Source organism: Bradyrhizobium sp. USDA 10063, from assembly GCF_054063735.1.
In genome coordinates, this window is record NZ_JBSSGP010000002.1 from 5184561 (window position 1) to 5204705 (window position 20145).

Sequence of the window (20145 nt, forward strand, 5' to 3'; positions counted from 1 at the left end):
CGAAGATGTAGCGCTACGGCCGAATGTGTGTCATTCGGCCCTTTACTCATTGGTCAGAAATATAGACAACATTGTTGCAGCGTTGGTGTATGCTATCGGCATGAAACGCGACGGCCGACTTCTTGACCACCGGACACTGGAAGAAATCCGCAGGATGGCGCTGGAGCGCGTGCGCGAAGGCGAAAAGCCGAGCGCGGTCATCGGCAGCTATGGATTTCACCGCAGCGTGATTTACCGCTGGATGAACGCGGCGCAAGGTCGTGGGAAAGGCCTGCGGGCGCTGGCGTCGCGCAAAGGAACGGGACGTCCGAAGAAGTTGACGGCGGTGCAAGAGCGACAAGTGTTTCGCTGGATCAACGGCAAGAACCCGCTGCAATACGGGTTCGATTTTGGCCTGTGGACGCGGCAAATCGTGCGCGAACTGGTGGAGCGGGAATTCGGCGTGAGGCTGAGTCTGGCGTCGATCGGGGGGATGCTGGCGCGCTTGGGATTGAGCGCGCAGAAGCCATTGCAACGCGCCTATCAGCGTGACCCGGAAGCGATCGAGCGTTGGCAGCGGGAAACCTATCCGGCCATTGCGCGGCGCGCCAAGCGGGAGAAAGCGGATGTCTATTTCTGGGATGAATCCGGTTTCCGGGCCGATGCGGTGCAAGGCACGACGTGGGGCGTGAAAGGAGAAACGCCGGTGGTGCACACGCCGGGGCAACGGCAAAGCATCGGCGCGGCGTCGGCGGTGAGCGCCAAGGGCGCGTTCTGGTTCGCTACGTACAAGGGCGCACTGTCTGGTGAGCTGTTCGTGGACCTGCTCAAGAAGCTGATGTATCGCCGCAAGAAAGCGCTGCATCTGATTGTGGACGGGCTGCCCGCGCACAAGAAGGCGGTGGTCAAGGACTACGTGGCGAGCACGCAGGGAAAGCTGACGCTGCACTTTCTTCCGGGATATGCCCCGGATTTGAATCCGGACGAGCTCGTATGGAGCCATGCCAAGCGCACTGGCAATGCACGCCGGCCGCTGCGCGCAGGCGAGAAATTGGAAGACCGGGTCCGCACCCAGCTCGCCGACATCGGCAACAGACCAGCTTTGGTGCGCTCCTTCTTCAAGCATCCAGATGTCGCCTATATTTCTGACCTATGAGTAAGCCGTGTAGACGGAGGCGACATTTCAGCCCTCAGATGCGGGTGAACCGGTTCGTGTTTCTCAACCTTCCAATACTTCAGCCTCGGGGACCATCTCAGCTTAACGGGTTCGCCTCAATCCCCTTTACCTGCGGGCTACGTCACCCTGCCAGTTGACGACAGGTCACCGCCGCTTGGGCTCATGTCCCCTCACAGCAGGGAACAAGTCACTTTTTTTCTCAATCCTCCTTTCTCTTTTGCATTCCAGTCATACGCTCCCCCACTGTGGGGCGAGGCGCACTGTAGGTGATGTCCATCGCCCAGACCTGGTTCGGGCGTGTGATCTCCATCCCGCGCAGCAGATACGGATAGATCTTGTGCCCGGGTTCGGGCTTGGTGGTACGCGGTCGGCGGTAGAGCGCCTCTATCCCCATTCGCCGCATCAGCGTTTTGACATGCCGGCGGCCGATCTTGCACCCCTCGGCAGCCAGCAGGTCTCGCAACATTCGCGAACCGGCCAAAGGAAACTCCAAATGCAGCCGGTCAAGCCGCTGCATGATCGCGAGGTCGGCGGGCGACACCGGACGTGGTAGATAATAGACACTGCCACGGCTGATCTTCAAAACTTCCGCCTGTTTCGTGATCGGCAGGTCGTGCTCACGGTCGATCATCGCTTTGCGCTCAGCAGGCCGGCTTTGCTGAGCGCGCCTTCTAAAAAATCGTTCTCAAGCGTCAGCTCCCCGATCTTGGCGTGCAGCGTTTTCACGTCCACCGCGGGCTCGCTCGTTCTGTTGCCTCCGCCGCGGCCGCCAGCTTCCTGAAGCTGGGACTTCCACTGCGTGATCTGGTTCGGGTGCACGTCGAAATGCTCAGCCAGCTGGGCCAGCGTCATCTCGCCCTTGATCGCCGCTAACGCCACCTTGGCCTTGAATGCCGGTGCGTGCTGCCGGCGGGCTCGTCTGCTCATCGTCTCTCCTGATTCGCGGGACAATCTTGCCCGCCGTCAGGCAGAAACTCCACTTATCGCCCTGTCCAGATTTCCGGAGCCAGCTCTGGTCCCACCCATTCTGGGGAGGCCTTCGCTACAATTTCTTCGGATATGCCGCCCCCGGTGACTACAGTTTTCCAAGACAGAGCGAAACAAACATGCCTCAACGCGTGGATCTCGGACCTGGCCTGGCAAGCATCACCAGCGCCAAGAAGTCTTTCGAACCGTTCCGATCAGGGGGCGAGGCGGAGAGCTCGGAACGGAAGCCAAATGCACCCGACGAAATATCCGTCGGTGCATCCATTCTGCTCTCGTTCAGAGGCGTCGATGCCGTTCTCCCCCTTTGCAACGCCGACGCCCAAACAGAGGCCCGAAAACGACATCATGACAGAGGAGTCTGTTATCAGATCTGCGAACGCAAACATTCGGGCAAGCACCGTCTGGACAATTGTGCTCGGCTTTGCCGCCGATCCGTTGATGCGTTGGAGTTGGCCTGACCCAAGGCAATACCTTAGGAGCATGCCTCAGTTCATTGATGCCTGTGGCGGACGAGCATTTGCGCATGGCACAGCCTACGTCACGGGAGAGATTCGCGCCGCAGCCCTGTGGCTGCCTCCCGACGTGCAGCAAGATGAGGAAGCGCTGGATGCAATCATGGCGCTATCCCTGCGCCCGGAGATCACCGAAGATATGGCACACCTACGGCAGGGAATGGCCGAACATCATCCCCCCGAGCCACATTGGTATCTGCCACTCATTGCCGTCGATCCGAACTGGGTCGGACAAGGACTTGGCACATTGCTGATGAAATACGCTCTTCAACGATGTGATGCGGAGGGCATCGCTGCCTACCTCGAAAGCTCGAACCCTGAAAACATTCCCTTTTACCAACGTCACGGCTTCAAGGTCATTGGTGAGATACAACACGGTTCCTCGCCGCCGCTCACGCCAATGTTGCGAACGGCTTATTGAGCAGGAATTTGGTGACGCTTCGCACGCTCCAGTCAGGCAGCTTGCCGGAGCTTCCTTGCGGACACCGCGAACTGTGAGTCTAGCGCAGAGTCGCGCACCAACCGAGGCCGACTTGCCAGCTTTGAGGCACTTCTTATTGTGCCTCTAAGGCATCCCAGCGCAGTGAACTGCAGTCAATCGGCACGCCGTTTGCTCTATTCAGATCATAATCACCACAAACCGGCTCTGATCTGGGAGAACTCGTTCGCCTTGTTGGCTCATGGCCCTGCTGCACGCTCAATCGGAAGACGGTGCGATTCGAAATCGGACGTTCGGGCGGCTCCGGTGAGCGCGAGCTGATGATATCTGGCCTTTTCAAGGACGAGCTCGTGGCGAGGCCTTCGCAAGCCGCTCATGTCAGCGCGCGGCGAGATCGATATGAGTGAACGCGGCCTCCATCCAGACGCTACGAGTGCGCACCGCCACCGAGCAGACCGGCGCGTCCCATAGGTCGAGGGAGCCCCCGTTTTCGAATTCGCCAGCGAGGAAGCAGTGACGACTCAAAAATGTGTTGCTCGACGCTACCCGCGCTCTGTTCACACCGAACTGGTCGATGTCCAGCGGAACCGCCATGAGGAGCCGAGATCGAAGCGGTACGGTCGAGTGGGCATAGCGTGGAGGGCGACCCGCGCCATCTGGCTCGACCGTATTCGGTTTTGAGCTCACACGACGAGTTATTCATACCGTCGCCCTATCCGGTTAGGATTGATTGGCAATAACCTGACATGACCGCGTTCGGTTGAGGACGGCTTATGTTCGCGGCCAGACACTGAACACGTGAGGCGGCCCGCCCAGCTAGCGCAAAGCATACGAATCGTCTCTTTGGCAAAGTTGGCACGTCTGATGCTGAGGTCTGGTGGGCTCAAATCCACCAAGCGTGGGTCATTCCCACCGGGCGACTGCATCGAATGCGGTGGGCTTCAAACAATTTTTTGATCTAAGGGCCGCAGAAAGCGATGAATGGCGAGACGCGTATGCTTACCGAAACCCGATCCGGCACAACTCAATTTGTGGACCGCGAACCGATCGACGCGATCACGGCGCTGGATCGTTTTGCAAGATCGGCTCCGGAGAGGGGCGCGCTGAGCTACGGCGGAGCCGAACTTACCTACCAGGCGTTGCAACTAAGATCGGATGCTCTCGCAAGGACGTTGCAAGAGCATGGCGCTCAGGGCGCGGTCGTCGGCTATTGGGGCAAGCGAGATCTCGACTGGGCAACGGCAGTTGTCGCAATTTTGAAGGCCGGATCAACGTACCTGCCACTCGATCCATCATTACCGGCTTCGCGTACATCATTCATGATCGAGCAGAGCCGCTGCGCTCTGATCATTGGCCCCGACCGGCTGGCTTGGCCTAACCAACTCTCTGCGAGCAGCAACGACGCCACGCAATTCATCCCGATAGCGGCGGCGCTATGTGAGGGCCAGACCTCGTCCGTCGCGCCATCATCGCGCGGGCATCGACTTGCCTATATTCTGTTTACGTCTGGTTCGACCGGCCAACCAAAGGGCGCAACGATCGAGCGCGCAGCCCTAAACAATCACTTGATGGCAAAGATCGACGCCCTGCGCCTCACAGGGATGGATTGTATCGCGCAGACTGCATCGCACTGCTTTGACATTTCGCTGTGGCAGCTTTTGGCAGGGCTTTGCGTCGGAGCCAGGATCGCGATCATTGATGAAGCGACACTGAAGTCGCCAGGCTGCTTTCTCAGAGCGATTCAAGGATGCGGCGTAACGGTGGCGCAATTCGTCCCGTCAATGCTCGCGATATTTGTCGAGCATCTGCAGTCGCTTGCGGCGGCTGACCGAGCTCTGGACAGTTTGCGGATTATTTCCACGGTCGGAGAACCTCTAACGCCCGGATTGGCACGCGCGTGGCTTGCTTTATATCCCCGGATCCCGATTCTCAACCACTACGGGCCGACCGAGTGCGCGGACGGCGTGACACATCATCTGGTTTCTGCACCGCCTGCGCCAGCCGACCTCTATGTGCCGATCGGCAAGCCGATTTCTAACCTTGCGGTTTATGTCGCTGACGGACCGCGGCTGTGCGGCATGGGAGAGGTCGGCGAAATCTGTGTTAGCGGCGTTGGTGTCGCTGCCGGTTACGTCAATGACGATGTCCGCAGCAGGGATGCCTTTGGGCCCAACCCGTTCTCAACCGATCCCTCGTTCCGCCGCCTATACAAGACAGGTGATCTCGGGCGCGTTCGTTCTGATGGTCTTCTGGAATGTCTCGGTCGACGGGACCGCCAAGTCAAAATCCGCGGGCACAGAATTGAGCTGGGAGAAATCGAAGCCCGCCTCTGCGCTCACCATTTGGTACGTGGCGCTGTCGCGGTTGCCTCCGTCCGCACCGGCGTAAAGCTTACGGCAAGGGACATAACCCAGGCAGAAGCCGCCGGATCGAAACGACTCATCGCGTATGTGTCAGCTCCGATCGACGTAGCAGAAGACGAACTTCAGAACTTCCTCGCTGAATCGCTTCCCACGTACATGCTCCCAGAGAGGATCATCCACGTCGGTGCCATTCCACTGACCAGAAACGGAAAGATCGATTTAGGCGCATTGCCGGACCCGACCAGTATTCGCCCCTCATTGCTGACGCCATTCGAGGCGCCACAAACAAAGCTCGAAGCCCAGCTGAGTCAGATCTGGTCCGGCGTTCTGCGTATTGAAAACATTGGCGTAAACGACGAGTTCATAAGCCTCGGCGGAGACTCGCTCCGGGCAATGCTTATATTGAGCCAGTTGCATACCACGCTCGGACAGAGAGTGGACTTCAGGCTGGTCTTGAATGGAACGATCCGATCGCTGGCGGCAGCGATCGCGGCCCGACTCGACTCCGAACCGTGCAAAGCTCCGGCGCCTGGAAAGCTCACACGATCGCCTCTAACGAGGGTTCAAGAGCATCTCTGGTTTCTCTCGCAGCTCGATCCGTCCGCGAGGAACTACATCATTCAAGGTGGCCTGCGAATAAGGGGCAACATTGATCTAGCCGCGTTCAATCGCGCCTGGACCGACGTCGTTCATTCCCATCAGGCACTTTCGGCGCGCTTTATCGACGATGACGGTCCGGTTCAGCTGTTTGATGTTCCGCAATGCGCAGATCTAGACTTGGTTGATGCATCTCATCTCACAGCGAAGGGCGCTGAGGAGCTCATCGCGGAGTTGCGGCAGACAGAGTTGAACAGCAGCTTTGATCCCAGCCAAGGCCACCTGTTTCGCGCGCGCATGATCCGTTTTGGCGCTGATAACCATCTCATCCTGATCAGCGCTCACGAAATTATCATCGACGCCTGGTCGATCTCTGTTCTGCTCAGAGACCTTCGACACAGATACGCAGATGCCGCGGCGTTCTTGCCTGAGAACCGCGCATCACTCTCGGCCTACGCAATATGGGAACAACAACACCTTACGTTAGAGGCGCTGGCCGGCCAACGCAGCTATTGGCGTCGTCAGATTGGCGATGATCCGCCGGTGCTTTCGCTTGGAACGGGGCGGGCGCGGGCGCAGACAAATTCCTACCGCGGCGCCTCGCAAGCGGTGTTACTTGGCAGTGAGCTCTCCAATCAGGTACGGGAGTTTGCACGCCGACATAGGTGCACCACCTCGACCACACTTCTCGCGTGCTTCAAGCTGCTGCTGCGAAAGTATGGCGGTCAGGACGATATTATCGTTGGCATCCCGCACGTCGTCCGCGACCAACCTGGCAGCGCCGAAATTGTCGGCTTTTTCCTGAATATGCTGCCAATCCGCACCGCGATCGATGTCGGCCAGTCGTTTGAGGATCATGCCTTGCGCGTCCAGGGCCTGGTCAGCGATGCGATCGCAAATTCGGCATATCCGTTCAGCTGGATGGTGAGAGATACCCGGCTATATCGCGAAGCGGGACGATCACCGATCTTCCAGGTCATGTTCAACATGTATTCTGAGGCGGCAGAGCCACCTGGCCAACATGGGTTGGATCTGACATTCCGCGAGTATGAGACCGGCTACGTAAAATTCGATCTGACACTGTACGCACAAGATCAGGGCGATGAAATTGCTCTTCAGCTCGCGTATGCGGAAGACATAATTTCCGGCGATCTGATCGCCCGCATGGCCGACAACTTGCGATGTCTTATTGCAGCCTGCGTTGAGAAGCCGCTTGCGCCCATTATGGACCTGAGCTGTCTCAGCGCGTCAGACGTCGCTGTGCTGGACTCGCTTAATGGCTCGGCGCAGCCGTATGAGGCTGAATGCCCGCTTGTCGAAGCATTCGAGCAAGTCAGCGTCTCCAATCGCAACAAAGTGGCATATTTCGGTGATTTCGGAGAGATCACATTTCACCAGCTACGTGAGCGCATTACGGCAATCAGGTCGTCACTACGGGCCTCTGGCGTAGGGACTGGCGATATGGTCGCGATGCTGGTCGACCGGTCGCCTGACGTGGCCGCTATTATTCTGGCGGCACGCGCCTTGCGGTCCATTGTTGTCCCTATATCACCAGATTATCCTCGTGATCGGATCGAACATATCCTGCGAGATAGTCAGGCAAGGCTTTTGGTTCACGCAGATAGCGTCGACCCTGGGTTTGACTTGCCGTCGGTTTGTCTATCGACCCTGGAAGGGTGCAGCGTGTCCGCTAACGGTTGTGAGTGCAGCGGGAAACCATCAGATCCGGGTATTGCAAACCTTATATACACGTCGTCCTCAACCGGGAAAGCGAAGGGGGTTCCTATACCGGAATCGGCAATTCTCAATCGACTGAACTGGATGTGGCGACGCTTTCCCTTCGACAGTACCGACGTGATAGTTGTTCAGAAGTCCGCGTCACTTGTTGCGTCCGCTTGGGAGTACTTTGGGGGGCTTTTGCGAGGCGTGCCCGCACTGATCCTGACTCAAGAGCAGTTGCTTGATCCAGATCTATTGTTGGGCGTGTTGGCGAGACATCGCGTGACACGCTTATTTGCCTCACCGGCACTGCTGTCCGGCCTCATTGCTTCCCAGGACCGTAACCCGCAACTGACCACCTTGCGGTTGGTCACAAGCAGCGCCGAACCAATGCCTTCCTGGCTCCCCGTTCGCTGGCGGGCGCATTTTCCGAACGTGCCGTTGTGGAACTTCTATGGCGCTACGGAATGTGCATCCAATGCCGCTGTCTACGAGACATCGGATACCGACGACGGCTCGTCCCTCGTCCCCGTTGGGCGCGCAATCGACCACGTCAAACTCTACGTGCTCGATGCCCACTTGAAGAGAGTCCCGGTCGGAGCAGCCGGCGAGCTCTGCATCGCGGGACGCTGCGTGAGCGCTGGATATTGGGGGGATGACGATCGGACCAGTCGCTGTTTCGTGTCAAATCCTTATGATGATGGACAATACAGCATTCTTTATCGCACTGGTGATATCGCGCGCATTTCAACCAGCGGCCTTCTTGAGATTTGCGGAAGATCGGACAACCAGATCAAACTACGAGGCTTTCGCATCGAGCTGGAGGAGATCGAAACGGCCCTTGAGTCTCATCCGGGCATTGCAAAGGCGGCGGTCGTCGCAGAAGTCCTGGAGGACCACGGTCGCTTGATCGCTAGCGTGGTGCCCGTACGCGACAGTCTGGGCTCGGGAGATATTGGCACCCACCTGCGCCATACGTTGCCATCCAATATGATTCCCTCCTCCTTCCGTCTGGTTGCCAGCATCCCGCTTACGGCTAGCGGCAAGATAGATCGAGCTCGCCTGCAGACCGTTCCTTACCGCGAAGCTGGCTCTGGTCCATCTGCTGAGCCCCGCACGACCAAGGAGCTTATTCTTGCCGGGATTTGGCAGGACCTGTTAGGCGTCAGCTGTGTCGGAATCGATCAGAACTTCTTTGATATCGGGGGAAATTCTCTTCTGAGCGTGCGCTCCGTGACGCTGGCGCGCAAAGCCGGGCTGACTCTCACTGTCGACCAAATCTATCGAACACCGACTATCAGGGAATTGGCGGCAGGCGAAGGGGCGGTAACAAACTTCCCATCGGCGAGTGGCTCATTGCCTGTTACCCCCGCAATCTCGTCTTGGAATAGCCTTGCCGGGTTCGATGAGCATTTCAACATCGGCGATCTGTTCTTCTTGCCAGCCGGCACCCTGAACATCCGCATACTGGAGCGCGGTCTTGCCCATGTCATGGGTCGGCATGAAGGCCTCAGGCTCCGTATTGACCGAACCGACAATGGTCTCCGTCTGACAATCGGGCCTTCCGCCGTCGAACGCGTCTTGGAGGAGATCGATCTTGTCGGAATGACCAGTCTACAGCAGCGTAAGGCAATCGAGAGTATCTCGGCAGAACGTCAGCATAAATTTCAGTTTGATGGCCTGTCGCCCCTCATCAACATCACGGTGTTCCGCACATCGGAAAGCGGCGAGTACTATCTGCTGGTTCTGATCCATCATTTTGCAGTGGATGGGATCGGCTATCGACTGTTCCTGGAAGCATTGGATGCAGCGTATAACGCCCTTGCCTCGGGCCACACCACGAATGGCCCCGAGAACATACAAATGCTCTCCTCCTGGTTGACGCGCCTTGAGCACTACGCAAACAGCGAAGCGCCAGCCGAACTCGAATATTGGGAGGCGATTGACTATCATCAATTCAATGTGCAAGTCGACGACGCTCCTCCGGGCCGCGCTAGCTTTTCGGAAGCGACCGCAAGAGAGCTTCACTATGCACGCATTGAAGGGCGGATGGATAAACCGACTTGCCGATCCCTTTGGGAAGATCAGGCCAAATACTATCTGGAAATTGACAAGCTTGCGACAGCTGATCTTTTCAATGTTGCCACCCGATCGGCGCATTGTCAGGACGTTGACGTGGTTCTTGCCGCCTTGTCTGGCACCTTTGGACGGGTATTTGGCAACTATTCGCTCTGGATTGATTGCCTTATCTCGACTCGCGGTCGGCTGTTTGACGATCTCGACCCATCTCAGATTCTCGGCGTTATCAGCGAGATCGTTCCACTTCCCTTGAGTCTCACTGGAACGGAGCCGCGTGCCGATCGTGCCCGTTCAATACACCGCCAGCGCAATGCCGTGCCGCGCAGGGGAGCGGGCTTTCGGGCCATGAAATTCCTGAACCGAGATCCAGCCGTGCAGAGCCGGATCAATCGCCTTCCGTTACCCAGAATTGGATTGAATTATCGCGTGGGTTTGCAGCGCCATTTTCCTCGCCGTCTGCTTGCCCAGGACCCCTCACCACTCTGGATCGGCAAAGACATGGATGAAGCTGGCGTGAACTACCTGTTCTGGTTCAGTGTCGGCTATGAAGCCGGCCAACTGCAGATCGAAACGAGGTATAATCCAACCCAGGGCGGTTATGAGGTGACCCGCAGTCTTTGCACGGTGTTGCAGGAAGAGCTGTTGCAGACGATCAGCGAATTCGGACGCGCTCGCGGCGCCTCGATCCAGTGAATGAGTCGGATGGAGAGTTTGCCGTCGAGAGCGATCGCGACGTGATGCCAAGGACAAAGCGGCACATCGATCTATCGGACTCCAACCTCTCGAGCCTCATCCTGCGGCTCGCCATTCCGTCCATCGTTGGTGTATCCATCAACGCGTTACAGCAGGTCGTCAACGCGATCTTCGTTGGCGCACTTGGCACGCAAGCGATCGCAGCTGTCAGCATGACCTTTCCGATCGTGGTCCTGCTCACGGCGATCGGACAGGGAATCGGTATCGGAACAGCGTCGTTGATATCTCGTCATTTTGGCGCCGGTGACTATCAGGAGGCTAGCCAATGCGCGATTACTGCACTCGCGCTCGCCGCTCCGATCGGCATCATGCTTACGTTCGTTCTGCTTCTAAATCTGCAAGCGATCTTCGTAACACTCGGCGCAACTCCAACCATCATGCCTGTGGCGCTGGACTACGCGGTGCCTCTTTTGTTCGGGTGCACCCTTATGCTTCTGAACATCGTCAACGGCTTCATCGTCAGAGCCGAGGGCGATACACGTTTCAGCATGTGGACGATGATTACCGCCTTCACGTTGAATGCTGTGCTTGATCCCGTCTTCATATTCCTGCTTCACCTCGGTGCACGAGGTGCGGGCCTCGCAACGCTGGCATCTCAGGTCGTCGCTATCAACCTCTATATCGCGCATTTTTCGATGCGTCGCGGGATCGTCCGAGTCAGGATGTCTCACATCTCGTTGCGAGCAGATCGCATCAGACAGCTGGCATTCATAGGGGCGCCGGCGACCATGACCAGTATTTTATCTGCCATTGCCTTTATGCTCTTGTACCGAGCAGTTACGCCATTCGGGGACGATTCCATCGCGGCTATCGGAATAGCAGTACGCTTTCTGACGATTGGCGCACTGCCTATCACCGGCTTCTGTATCGGATCTCAAGCTATCCTGGGTTTCAGCTGGGGCGCACGCGACTATGCTCGCGTATTGAAGGCTGCGAAGTTCCTACTCTTCATGACTATCTCTCTTTCGGTAGCGTATTCTGCAGCCGTTGTGATCTTTACCCGACCGTTGGTTAGGCTGTTCAGCGATAGCGAGAAGGTCACGGACATTGCCGTCTCGACCTGCATCGTCTTCCATCTGTTTTTTGGGCTTTTTGGTATTCAGGCCTTCGTGACAACGATGCTTCAGTCGTTCGGGAGAGCACGCCTCAGTGCGGTTGTGTCCTTGGCGAGGCAAGGCTATCTCTTCATACCGGCGGTGCCGTTGTTCTCGGTCGTATGGGGCTTCAACGGGCTACTGGCCAGTCAGGCAATCGCTGAGCTGGGCGCCGGAATGATCGCGCTGATCGTCATGCTCCACCAGTTTGCTGACCTCGGACGAGCGCTCCGGCCGCCTTGCTCTCCGCCTTGCTCTGCAAATCCGAAGGGGAAAAGCGAGGCAAGTTGCTGATGCCAGTTGTGTTCGGTTGAGGTAACGCCTCGCCAGCAGCGATCTGATCGTCGACGCATCGTAGTCGTCCGTGAAGAATGCGGATTGGGTCGAAAAATAAGCAGAATTGGTCTCGCTACAGTATTTGATTTTGCAGGAAAGCCGGGTGTCTGGCCTCGCTTTCTTGCGTTTTGGGATTTTGCTTTTGAGCGATTCGTGATTCCCTGACGGCGTTGTCGGCATCGGGGAAAGGCGATGAGCAAACCGCGGGATAATCGCCAGAAAGACCTGTTGCTTCCGGCGCTCGATCAGATCATCGACATGGGCCATCCATTGGTGCGGTTGGCGGCGCTGATCGACTGGAACGTCCTGGATGACCGCTTCAGTTCGGTGTGCCAAACAGGGTCGGGGCAGCCTGGCCTGCCGACGCGGCTTGTCGCCGGCCTGTTCATTTGTAAGCGCTTTTTTCTACGCACCTGTGCAATTGAGAACCCGGATGGGATGAGGTGTCCACCATGAACAAGGTGGACACCATCGATGATCACTCCAGAAGAACCTTTTAAGCTTGAGACGCTCGGCATGTTACGGAATGGCCGGCGTCGCTATGACCCAGCCAGCAAACAGCGGCTGGTCGAGGCCTGTCTGCAGCCTGACGTGTCGCTGGCGGGGCTGGCGTTGCAACACGGCGTGAACGCGAACCTGCTGCGCAAGTGGGTGGCCAAGCGACAACGTCGGAACGGGGATGGCCAGCCGGAGGCGCGGGCGCCGATTGCGCCAGCCTTTGTTCCGGTTCGCGCGCCGTCGCCGTCGCCAACTCGATCTGCTGGCGCGATCGCGGTTTGCGCGACGGAGCGATCCTGTGCAGGGCGGCTGACGGCATCGATGCCCAACGGCGTGACGCTTTCGCTGGAAGGCGGCGACGCGCAGTTGCTGTCGGCGGTGATTGAAGCGCTGAGGCGTTGCGATGTTCCGGCTGGCGTCTGATCTTCGGGTCTACCTTCACCGCGAACCGATTGACTTCCGGGCGGGCATCAACAGCCTGGCGATCGTGGTCGAGCAGTCGATGGGGCTGGATCCGTTCCAGCGCGCGGTGTTCGCGTTCTGCAATCGTCGCCGCGACCGGATCAAGCTGCTGATTTATGACCGGTCAGGATTTTGGATGCTGCTGAAGCGGCTGGAGGCCGACAGATTCCACTGGCCCCGAAGTCAGGAGGCGGTGCTGACGCTGACGACGGAGGAGCTGCACTGGCTGCTTGACGGCATCAACATCGCGGCGGTGCGTCGTCATCCGGTGCGGCAATATCACAGCGTGGGCTGAGCGTGTTCGATGCGGGCGGCGGCGTCAACGCTATCGGATGACGCCGCCCACCGCATGGAACTCGGTTGACGCGGCGGCATGACTTCGATTCAAGACTACGATGAGTCGCAGGCCCACGACGCACGAGCTGGAAGCCTTGATCGCGGCGCACGCGGCCGAGCTCGCGGCGCTGAAGGCGGAGAACGAGAAACTCGCGCAACGCGTCCTGCATCTTGAGGAGCAGTTGCGCCTGGAGCGCTTGCGCGGCTACGCGCCGAAGAGCGAAAAGCTCAAGGAGCGCATCTTCAACGAAGCCGAGCAGGCCGCCGCTGAAAGCCGGGACGACGGCGATGTCGAGGCGGTCGCCGTGCCGGACACGGGATTGCCGGAGGCTCCAAAGCCGGCGCCGAAGACACGCGGCCGCAAGCCGCTGCCTGACGATCTGCCGCGCCAACGCGTCGAATATGATCTGGGTGAGGATCAAAAGAACTGTCCGTGCTGCCAAAATCGGATGCATCGGATGGGCGAGACCGTCACCGAGCAGTTGCACGTCGAGGTGAAGGCGTCGGTGCTGCAACATGTGCGGTTCAAATATGCCTGCCGTCACTGCGAGCGCACCGCGCTGAACACCCCGATCGTGACCGCGCCGATGCCGGCGCAGCCGCTGCCGGGTAGCGTCGCCACGCCATCGACGCTGGCGCTGGTGCTCGCCAACAAATACGTCGACGGCACGCCGCTGTACCGTGTGGCGGACGCGCTGGGGCGCGCCGACGTCAGCATCGGCCGCGGGACGCTGGGCAACTGGGTGATCCGGGCGAGCGAGTTGCATCTGCATCGGGTCTATGACGCGCTACAGCAAAAGCTCAGGGCGCAGCCCCTGGTCCACGGTGACGAAACCTGGGTCCAGGTTCTGAAAGAGGAAGGCCGGGACGCGCAGGCCAAATCCTTCATGTGGGCCTACCGCAGCGGCCAGGACTGCGCGCAGCCGGTCGTGCTGTTCGATTACCAGCCCGGTCGCGGTCAGGAGTATCCGCAGGCGTTCCTGGCCGGCTATCGCGGCTTGTTGATGAGCGATGGCTATGACGCCTGGCGCACACTGACAGGCACGACCCATCTCGGCTGTATGGCGCATGCGCGCAGGAAATTTACCGATGCGCTCAAGGCCAGGAAGACGCCCGGCGGTCCGCCATTGCAAGCGCTCAAGTTCTTCGAGGCGTTGTATGAGGTCGAGAGGGTGGCGCGCCAGACGCCGTCCGACGGCGAAACGCGCGCCGCATACACCTTGCGGCTGCGCCAGCAGCATAGCCTGCCGGTATTGGCCGCCTTCAAGACGTGGCTCGACGACCAGGCGCCGAAGGTCCTGCCCGAAAGCTTGACCGGCAAGGCGATCGCCTATGCGCGCAACCAATGGGACTATCTGACCCGCTACACCAGTGACGGTCTTGCCCCGATCGACAACAATGTTCTGGAGCGCGACATCAGGCCGTTTTGCACCGGAAGAAAAAGTTGGCTGTTCAGCGACACCGTTGCCGGCGCCAAGGCAAGCGCCGTGATCTACAGTTTGGTGCTGACATGCCGGGCATGCGACGTCGATCCCTATGCATGGCTACGTCACGCGCTCACTGAATTGCCTCAGCGTGCGCCCGACGCCGATATCGAAGATCTGTTGCCGTTCAGCTGCACCGCTCAAAAACACCTGCCAGCTGCGAACAACGGCTGACGTTCGAACGCTCAGGTCAACCAAGCCGTTCCGATGATCCCGCCGGGGCCCGGCCTCACACCACGCCGCGGCCACCCGCGCGCAGCCTGTGCAGTAAAATGCGCGCTTACGTTCATTTTGAAGCACATGCACAATCTGTCAGATGAGGTGTTGTGCGCCCGCTGGATCGAGAACCCCTATTACCAATACTTCTGCGGCGAATTGAGCTTCTGCCACCGGCTGCCGTTTGATCGATCGTCGATGACGCGCTGGCGCCAGCGGCTTGGCGAGGAACAGCTCGTCGCGCTGATCCAGGAAAGCCTGTCGGTGGCGCACAAGACTGGCGCCATCGGGCCCAAGGACCTGGAGCGGGTGGTGGTCGATACCACGGTGCAGCCCAAGGCAGTTGCACATCCGACCGACGCGCGGCTGATACATCGGGCAATCATCAAGCTGGTCGGGCTCGCCAAGCGCAACCGCGTGCCGCTGCGCCAGAGCTATCTGCGTCTGGCCAAGCGCGCCGCCATCATGGTCGGCCGCTATACCCACGCCCACCAGTTCAAACGTGCCCGGCGCCAGCTCAAGTTCCTGCGGACACGGCTTGGCCGGATCATCCGCGACATCCGCCGCAAGATTGATGGCGATGCGGTGCTGGAAGCTCGCTTCGGCCCGCTGCTCGGTTTAGCGTAGCAGGTGCGCAGCCAGGATCAGCATCAGCGCGGTCCAAAGGTCTATGCGTTACATGCCCCGGAGGTCGAGTGCATCGGAAAGGGTAAAGCCCGCGCGCCTTACGAGTTCGGCTGCAAGGTCAGTATCGCTATCCCCGTGACGTCTCCGAAGGGCGGACAGTTCGTGCTCCATGCCAAGGCTCTGCATGGCAATCCCTTCGACGGGCACACGCTCGGTCCCGTGATCGCCGACATGGAGAAGCTCACCGGCGTGGAGGCTCGCCGCATCCACGTCGACAAGGGGTATCGCGGTCACAACCACCCACATCGGTTCAGGGTCTGGATCTCGGGTCAGGTCCGCCGCGTCACGGCTTCCATCCGTCGCGAGATGAAGCGTCGCGCGGCCATCGAGCCCGTCATCGGCCACGTCAAGGCCGAGCATCGCATGGACCGCAACTATCTCAAAGGACGCCTCGGCGACCGCATCAACGCTGTCCTCGCCGCTGCCGGCTATAACTTCGGTCTGCTCCTGCGATGGCTCGCAGAACTCTTGCGCCTCATTATCCGGGCGTTCACCGAGACCCTCCCGGCTCAAACCATCGCTTGAGCCCGGTTCTTCACGGACGACATCGTAGATATGCAGTACCGGGCGTACAACTGCTCGATCGACAGCGGCGCGCCAAGCTTGAGGACGCCGCACTTGCAGCTCAGTCCCGACAGGCTGCGAGCGGTGTACGCGCCCCGGCTGAACCCGAAGATGAAGATCTCGTCGCCGTCGTCGAAGTTCTGGACGAGCCAAGTGTACGCTTCGATGATCTCGTCGTCGATGCCCCAGCCGGTGACGCCGCCGCGCGCGGCCTCACCGCGTTGCGTGCCCACGCCTTCTATTGTAGACGCGCTGATCGGTAGTCTCCGCCGTCAGCGACTTCAGGCGTAAGCGATCATTTCCTCCCACCTTGTTGTAGGTGGTCTGGCCTGCAATATGCGTTCCGTCATGAAGAAAGCGGAGCGCAACGTGAGTACGGATATTGTTGACGCACTGTGGGCCCGGCGCCGTCGTTCGAGCGACGATGTCAAGGCGCAGATCGTGACGGAATCCTACGCACCCGGCGCGGTGGTGTCGGAGGTTGCGCGTCGGCACGAGATCTCGCCACAGCAACTTTCGGTCTGGCGCAAGGCGGCCCGCGACGGTTTGTTGAAGCTGCCGGACGGCGCCGAGCCGGTGGCGACGGGGCGCTGCGGAACGGCCGCGATCCAGGATCCGAGCTCGTCAAGCGGCGAGGTGTGCCGCGTGCCCTTTGGCCCACGCCCAAGGCATGAGTTCATCCAGGCGGGAAGTCGGCCAGAGATTGACAAGCTTGGTGAGAACGTCGGTCAGGTAGGCCTGGGGCTCGACACCGCAGAGCTTGCAGGTCTCAATCAGCGAAGCGATGCAGGCCCAGTTCTCCGCGCCCTGATCATGCCCCGCGAACAATGCGTTCTTACGATTGAGGACAAGAGGGCGGATGCTTCGCTCGACTATATTCGAGTGTGTGCCTTGCAAGGCGCACTGTTCTCCCTGGTGGAAATCCAGGCCGGCTAACTCTCGCTCCAGCCGGAAGTATTCGGGGCGGGTCAGGAGGCAACGAATGACCTGAAGCACTCCGAAAATGAGCCCTTTCGAGGGTCGACGGTCCGCGCGGGCCGCAACGTGAGTGAACATTGAGCAGGCCTCGAAATGTCGTTGTGGGAGCCAACCCGCCATTCTAACGGGGAAGGCCGTCGTCGTGGGGGAAGCGAGCGAGAAACGCACCCCAAGGTCCCACCGGGGTAGTGATGGCAGCACGCGCGGGACATGGACAGTGGGCAACAAGGGAAGTCTGCCGCCGTGGATAGGCGTAAGCCCATATCCAACGACGAGCCCGTGAGGGCCAGCGTCGGCGACGGTAGACGGCGGATGGGTCCGTAGTGTGCGCTGGGCAGCGCGTGAATCAGGAGGGTTGAAGTCCCTTCGGTGCTCGAATGAGGAGCACCGTATCCGAAGACGGGGGTAATGCCTCGTTGGCCAGACGCGAGAGCGTTTGGAGGACAGGGTGTCCGGAGCGATCCGGAATCCGAAGGGTTTGAGGAGAAGTATCGGGCTGTAATCGAGGGGCAACCCACAGATGAACAGGTCGGCCAAAGATGGGGCAAGGTCGAGCCCGCAGTATGGGGGCGAAGGCGTTACTCATTCACCCATCGTACCAAGGTGTTTGCTGACGGCACGATACGGAAGATTCATGCGTGACCCCAGGAGACCTGTCTGTGTCCCGGCAGTAACCGGGAAAGTGACCCTATAAGCGCAAGCGAAGTGGGAAGCGATGCACAGGCAGGAGTCGGAGAACGGAGTAGTACCTGAAGCGCGAGACGAATAACTCGCGTGACCAGCAATGGCGGATCGAGAGTGATCCGGGGAAGGACGTTCGTGAACGGGTCGAGAGAAGATGCGTCGAGATAGATGAGAAAGAAGCGTGGAGATGGACAGTTCCTTTTGTGAAAAACCCGAACGTCACGCTTCGAGGAGACTATCGGATCATCTTGTTCTCGAAGATCAGAAGCAGAAGGTCCACTCTCTGGTGGACAAGGTGTATTCACGCAAGAACTTGAAGCTTGCGTGGGAGCGCGTTCGCGCCAATCATGGGGCAGGCGGCGCCGACAGGGTGACCATTGAGGAGTTCGAGGCCAGTCTGGATGAAAATCTGGAACGGCTTCATCAAGAGCTTCGCGAGGGCTCCTATCAGCCGCGAGCAGTGCGACGATTAGAGATTCCGAAAAGAGGAGCTCCGGGCAAGACAAGGCCGCTCGGCATACCTTCGGTCTACGACAGAGTATGTCAGCAGGCTCTGGTCAACCGTCTGGAGCCCATCTTAGAACGCGTCTTTGATCCGAGCAGTTTTGGATATCGCAAAGGTCGCAAGACCGCGGATGCCCTGACCAAGATTTGGCGTGAAGTGGAGAGCGGAAACGAGTGGATCGTGGATGCGGACTTGAAAGACTTTTTGGATGTTGCGTCATACTACACCTTCAGTTTTTTTGAGAGGGTCGAAGAGGTCCGGAGCAGCTGCAGGTACTTGAATTCGTATGCCTTTTGCCCGTCCGCGATAGACGTGAACGGCGTTAAGCTCGCCGCGCTTTACACGTTGCAAGATGGTTTGCCGCGAGACGCCGAGTAGATTCATGGCCTTGAACATCTTCACGTAACCTTCGGGCGCGCTCTCCACAAAGCGCGACCGCAATTCGTCATTGATACGGATACGCCACGGCGCGCCAGGTGTGATCTGCTCTCCGGCAATGAAGCCATCGTTGAGGCAGCGATGCAAAGTAGAGGGTGCGATCCCGAGAGCGCGTGCTGCTTTCTCGATCGTCATGCACTCGCCGTCCTGCACTTGCCGTTTCGGCTCGAAGCAGGGGATCTCCCAGTGCGTCCGCAGGCTCGACACACGATTTGCCGTAAACGACAGTAGGGCGGGTCCCGCTACGTCTGCAATTCCCTGTTGAACCACCAAGGCAAGACGCTATGCCAGCATCTTCCCGCCGATCCAATCGACGCACAGGTGGTGGCTGCATTCTTTGCAGCGATCGCTCCCGCTGAGGTGGAGGCCTGGAGGCGTGCGCTCAATGCGCGGCAGCAGACTGACGAAGCGCTTGATCGCGCCGAAGAGCAGCAGGTTGAGCGACTGCGCTATCAGGCACTCCTGGCCGAACGACAGTATAATCGGGTCGATCCTGACAATCGCCTCATCGCCGCTGAGTTGGAGCGGCGATGGGAAAACGCGTTACGCGAACTCCGGCAGGCTGAAGAGGCGCTGACCACCCGCCGAGCCACGAAGAGCAAATCAGCCATGTTGACCCCAGAGGAGCAGAATGAGTTTCTTGCGCTTGGTCCACACTTGCCTGAGCTCTGGCGGCGGCCTGATGTGAGCCGGGCAGATAAGAAGCAGTTATTACGAACGCTGATTGACAAGGTTGTTCTCCACCGCATCACGCGCGATCGAATCGCGGTTCGGATCGTCTGGTGTGGTGGCGAGATATCCGAATTGGAAGTCGAGCCGAGGGTCCATGCACTGCATGCTCTAACTCGAGGGACTGAGATGCAAGCACGGATCCTTGAGCTGGCCCGCCAGGGCTTCGATGATGCCGAAATCGCCAACACCTTGACCCAGGAGGGGCACCGCTCACCGCGCCGAAATTATGTTCCAGTACGAACCGTTCAGATCGTGCGGCAGCGCCATCGCGTACTGCAGGACGGCGTCGCAACGCGTGCTCGTCACATTGCTGGTTGGCTGCCGGTGACCGCAATGGCAAAGCGTTTGGGAGTTTCGAGTTCTTGGATCAAGCGACGTATCCGCAGCGGCACCATTGATATCCAGCGCGATCCTTGGGACAAGCGATTCCTCTTTCCTGATACGGAAGCCAGCATTGTTGCGTTGCGAGAGCTTAAGACAGGAGCTCGAGATCACCTCGTTTTCGACCCGAGACCAAACAAATGAA

11 protein-coding genes and 5 pseudogenes are annotated in these 20145 nt (G+C 59.0%); 12 read left to right on the forward strand and 4 right to left on the reverse strand.

Going from position 1 to position 20145, the window contains the following annotated elements:
• Window positions 1–100 precede the first annotated feature (100 nt).
• Complete coding sequence (locus ACVJGD_RS26595) at window positions 101–1135, forward strand: IS630 family transposase (RefSeq protein WP_456637057.1); 1035 nt, start codon at window positions 101–103, stop codon at window positions 1133–1135.
• A gap of 283 nt (window positions 1136–1418) precedes the next feature.
• Here the strand turns inward: ACVJGD_RS26595 and ACVJGD_RS26600 are convergent.
• Window positions 1419–2083: pseudogene (locus ACVJGD_RS26600) on the reverse strand (IS3 family transposase); the annotation flags it as partial.
• Between the two features lie 405 nt (window positions 2084–2488).
• Between ACVJGD_RS26600 and ACVJGD_RS26605 the strand changes: the two are divergent.
• Window positions 2489–3076, forward strand: a complete 588-nt coding sequence (locus ACVJGD_RS26605) for a GNAT family N-acetyltransferase (RefSeq protein ID WP_456640383.1) — start codon at window positions 2489–2491, stop codon at window positions 3074–3076.
• A gap of 396 nt (window positions 3077–3472) precedes the next feature.
• Here ACVJGD_RS26605 and ACVJGD_RS26610 read toward each other — a convergent pair whose 3' ends face one another.
• Window positions 3473–3688: a hypothetical protein gene (locus tag ACVJGD_RS26610; RefSeq protein ID WP_456637058.1), complete on the reverse strand. Its 216-nt coding sequence runs from the start codon at window positions 3686–3688 to the stop codon at window positions 3473–3475.
• Window positions 3689–4089: 401 nt separating this feature from the next.
• On the opposite strand from ACVJGD_RS26610, the gene ACVJGD_RS26615 reads away from it, so the two are divergent.
• The 7 genes and pseudogenes from ACVJGD_RS26615 to ACVJGD_RS26645 all read left to right on the forward strand — a co-directional run.
• Window positions 4090–10545, forward strand: coding sequence for an amino acid adenylation domain-containing protein (locus ACVJGD_RS26615; RefSeq protein WP_456637059.1), 6456 nt, complete (start codon window positions 4090–4092; stop codon window positions 10543–10545).
• Window positions 10542–11993 (forward strand): MATE family efflux transporter, encoded by a 1452-nt coding sequence (locus ACVJGD_RS26620; RefSeq protein WP_456637060.1) that lies wholly within the window; start codon window positions 10542–10544, stop codon window positions 11991–11993. Before ACVJGD_RS26615 ends, ACVJGD_RS26620 begins: the two co-directional genes overlap by 4 nt.
• A gap of 234 nt (window positions 11994–12227) precedes the next feature.
• Window positions 12228–12467 (forward strand): annotated as a pseudogene (locus ACVJGD_RS26625) (IS5/IS1182 family transposase); the annotation flags it as partial.
• A gap of 42 nt (window positions 12468–12509) precedes the next feature.
• Window positions 12510–12956, forward strand: coding sequence for an IS66-like element accessory protein TnpA (gene tnpA / locus ACVJGD_RS26630; protein ID WP_456637061.1), 447 nt, complete (start codon window positions 12510–12512; stop codon window positions 12954–12956).
• A complete protein-coding gene (tnpB, locus tag ACVJGD_RS26635) occupies window positions 12937–13290 on the forward strand; it encodes an IS66 family insertion sequence element accessory protein TnpB (RefSeq protein ID WP_018270214.1) in 354 nt (117 codons plus the stop codon). The genes tnpA and tnpB overlap by 20 nt, the downstream gene beginning before the upstream one ends.
• A gap of 100 nt (window positions 13291–13390) precedes the next feature.
• Window positions 13391–14989 carry an IS66 family transposase gene (gene tnpC / locus ACVJGD_RS26640; RefSeq protein ID WP_456637062.1) on the forward strand — a complete coding sequence of 533 codons (1599 nt, stop codon included), beginning with the start codon at window positions 13391–13393 and terminating at the stop codon, window positions 14987–14989.
• Window positions 14990–15103: 114 nt separating this feature from the next.
• Window positions 15104–16243, forward strand: a pseudogene (locus ACVJGD_RS26645) (IS5 family transposase); the annotation flags it as partial.
• Here ACVJGD_RS26645 and ACVJGD_RS26650 read toward each other — a convergent pair.
• Window positions 16228–16515 carry a T6SS phospholipase effector Tle1-like catalytic domain-containing protein gene (locus tag ACVJGD_RS26650; protein WP_456637063.1) on the reverse strand — a complete coding sequence of 96 codons (288 nt, stop codon included), beginning with the start codon at window positions 16513–16515 and terminating at the stop codon, window positions 16228–16230. The pseudogene ACVJGD_RS26645 and the gene ACVJGD_RS26650 overlap by 16 nt on opposite strands.
• A 115-nt stretch (window positions 16516–16630) precedes the next feature.
• Between ACVJGD_RS26650 and ACVJGD_RS26655 the strand changes: the two are divergent.
• Window positions 16631–16795 (forward strand): annotated as a pseudogene (locus ACVJGD_RS26655) (transposase); the annotation flags it as partial.
• Between the two features lie 111 nt (window positions 16796–16906).
• Here ACVJGD_RS26655 and ACVJGD_RS26660 read toward each other — a convergent pair.
• Window positions 16907–17164 (reverse strand): annotated as a pseudogene (locus ACVJGD_RS26660) (transposase domain-containing protein); the annotation flags it as partial.
• A gap of 967 nt (window positions 17165–18131) precedes the next feature.
• On the opposite strand from ACVJGD_RS26660, the gene ACVJGD_RS26665 reads away from it, so the two are divergent.
• Complete coding sequence (locus ACVJGD_RS26665) at window positions 18132–18827, forward strand: reverse transcriptase domain-containing protein (RefSeq protein ID WP_456637064.1); 696 nt, start codon at window positions 18132–18134, stop codon at window positions 18825–18827.
• A gap of 321 nt (window positions 18828–19148) precedes the next feature.
• A complete protein-coding gene (locus ACVJGD_RS26670; protein ID WP_456637065.1) occupies window positions 19149–20144 on the forward strand; it encodes a hypothetical protein in 996 nt (331 codons plus the stop codon).
• Window position 20145 lies beyond the last annotated feature (1 nt).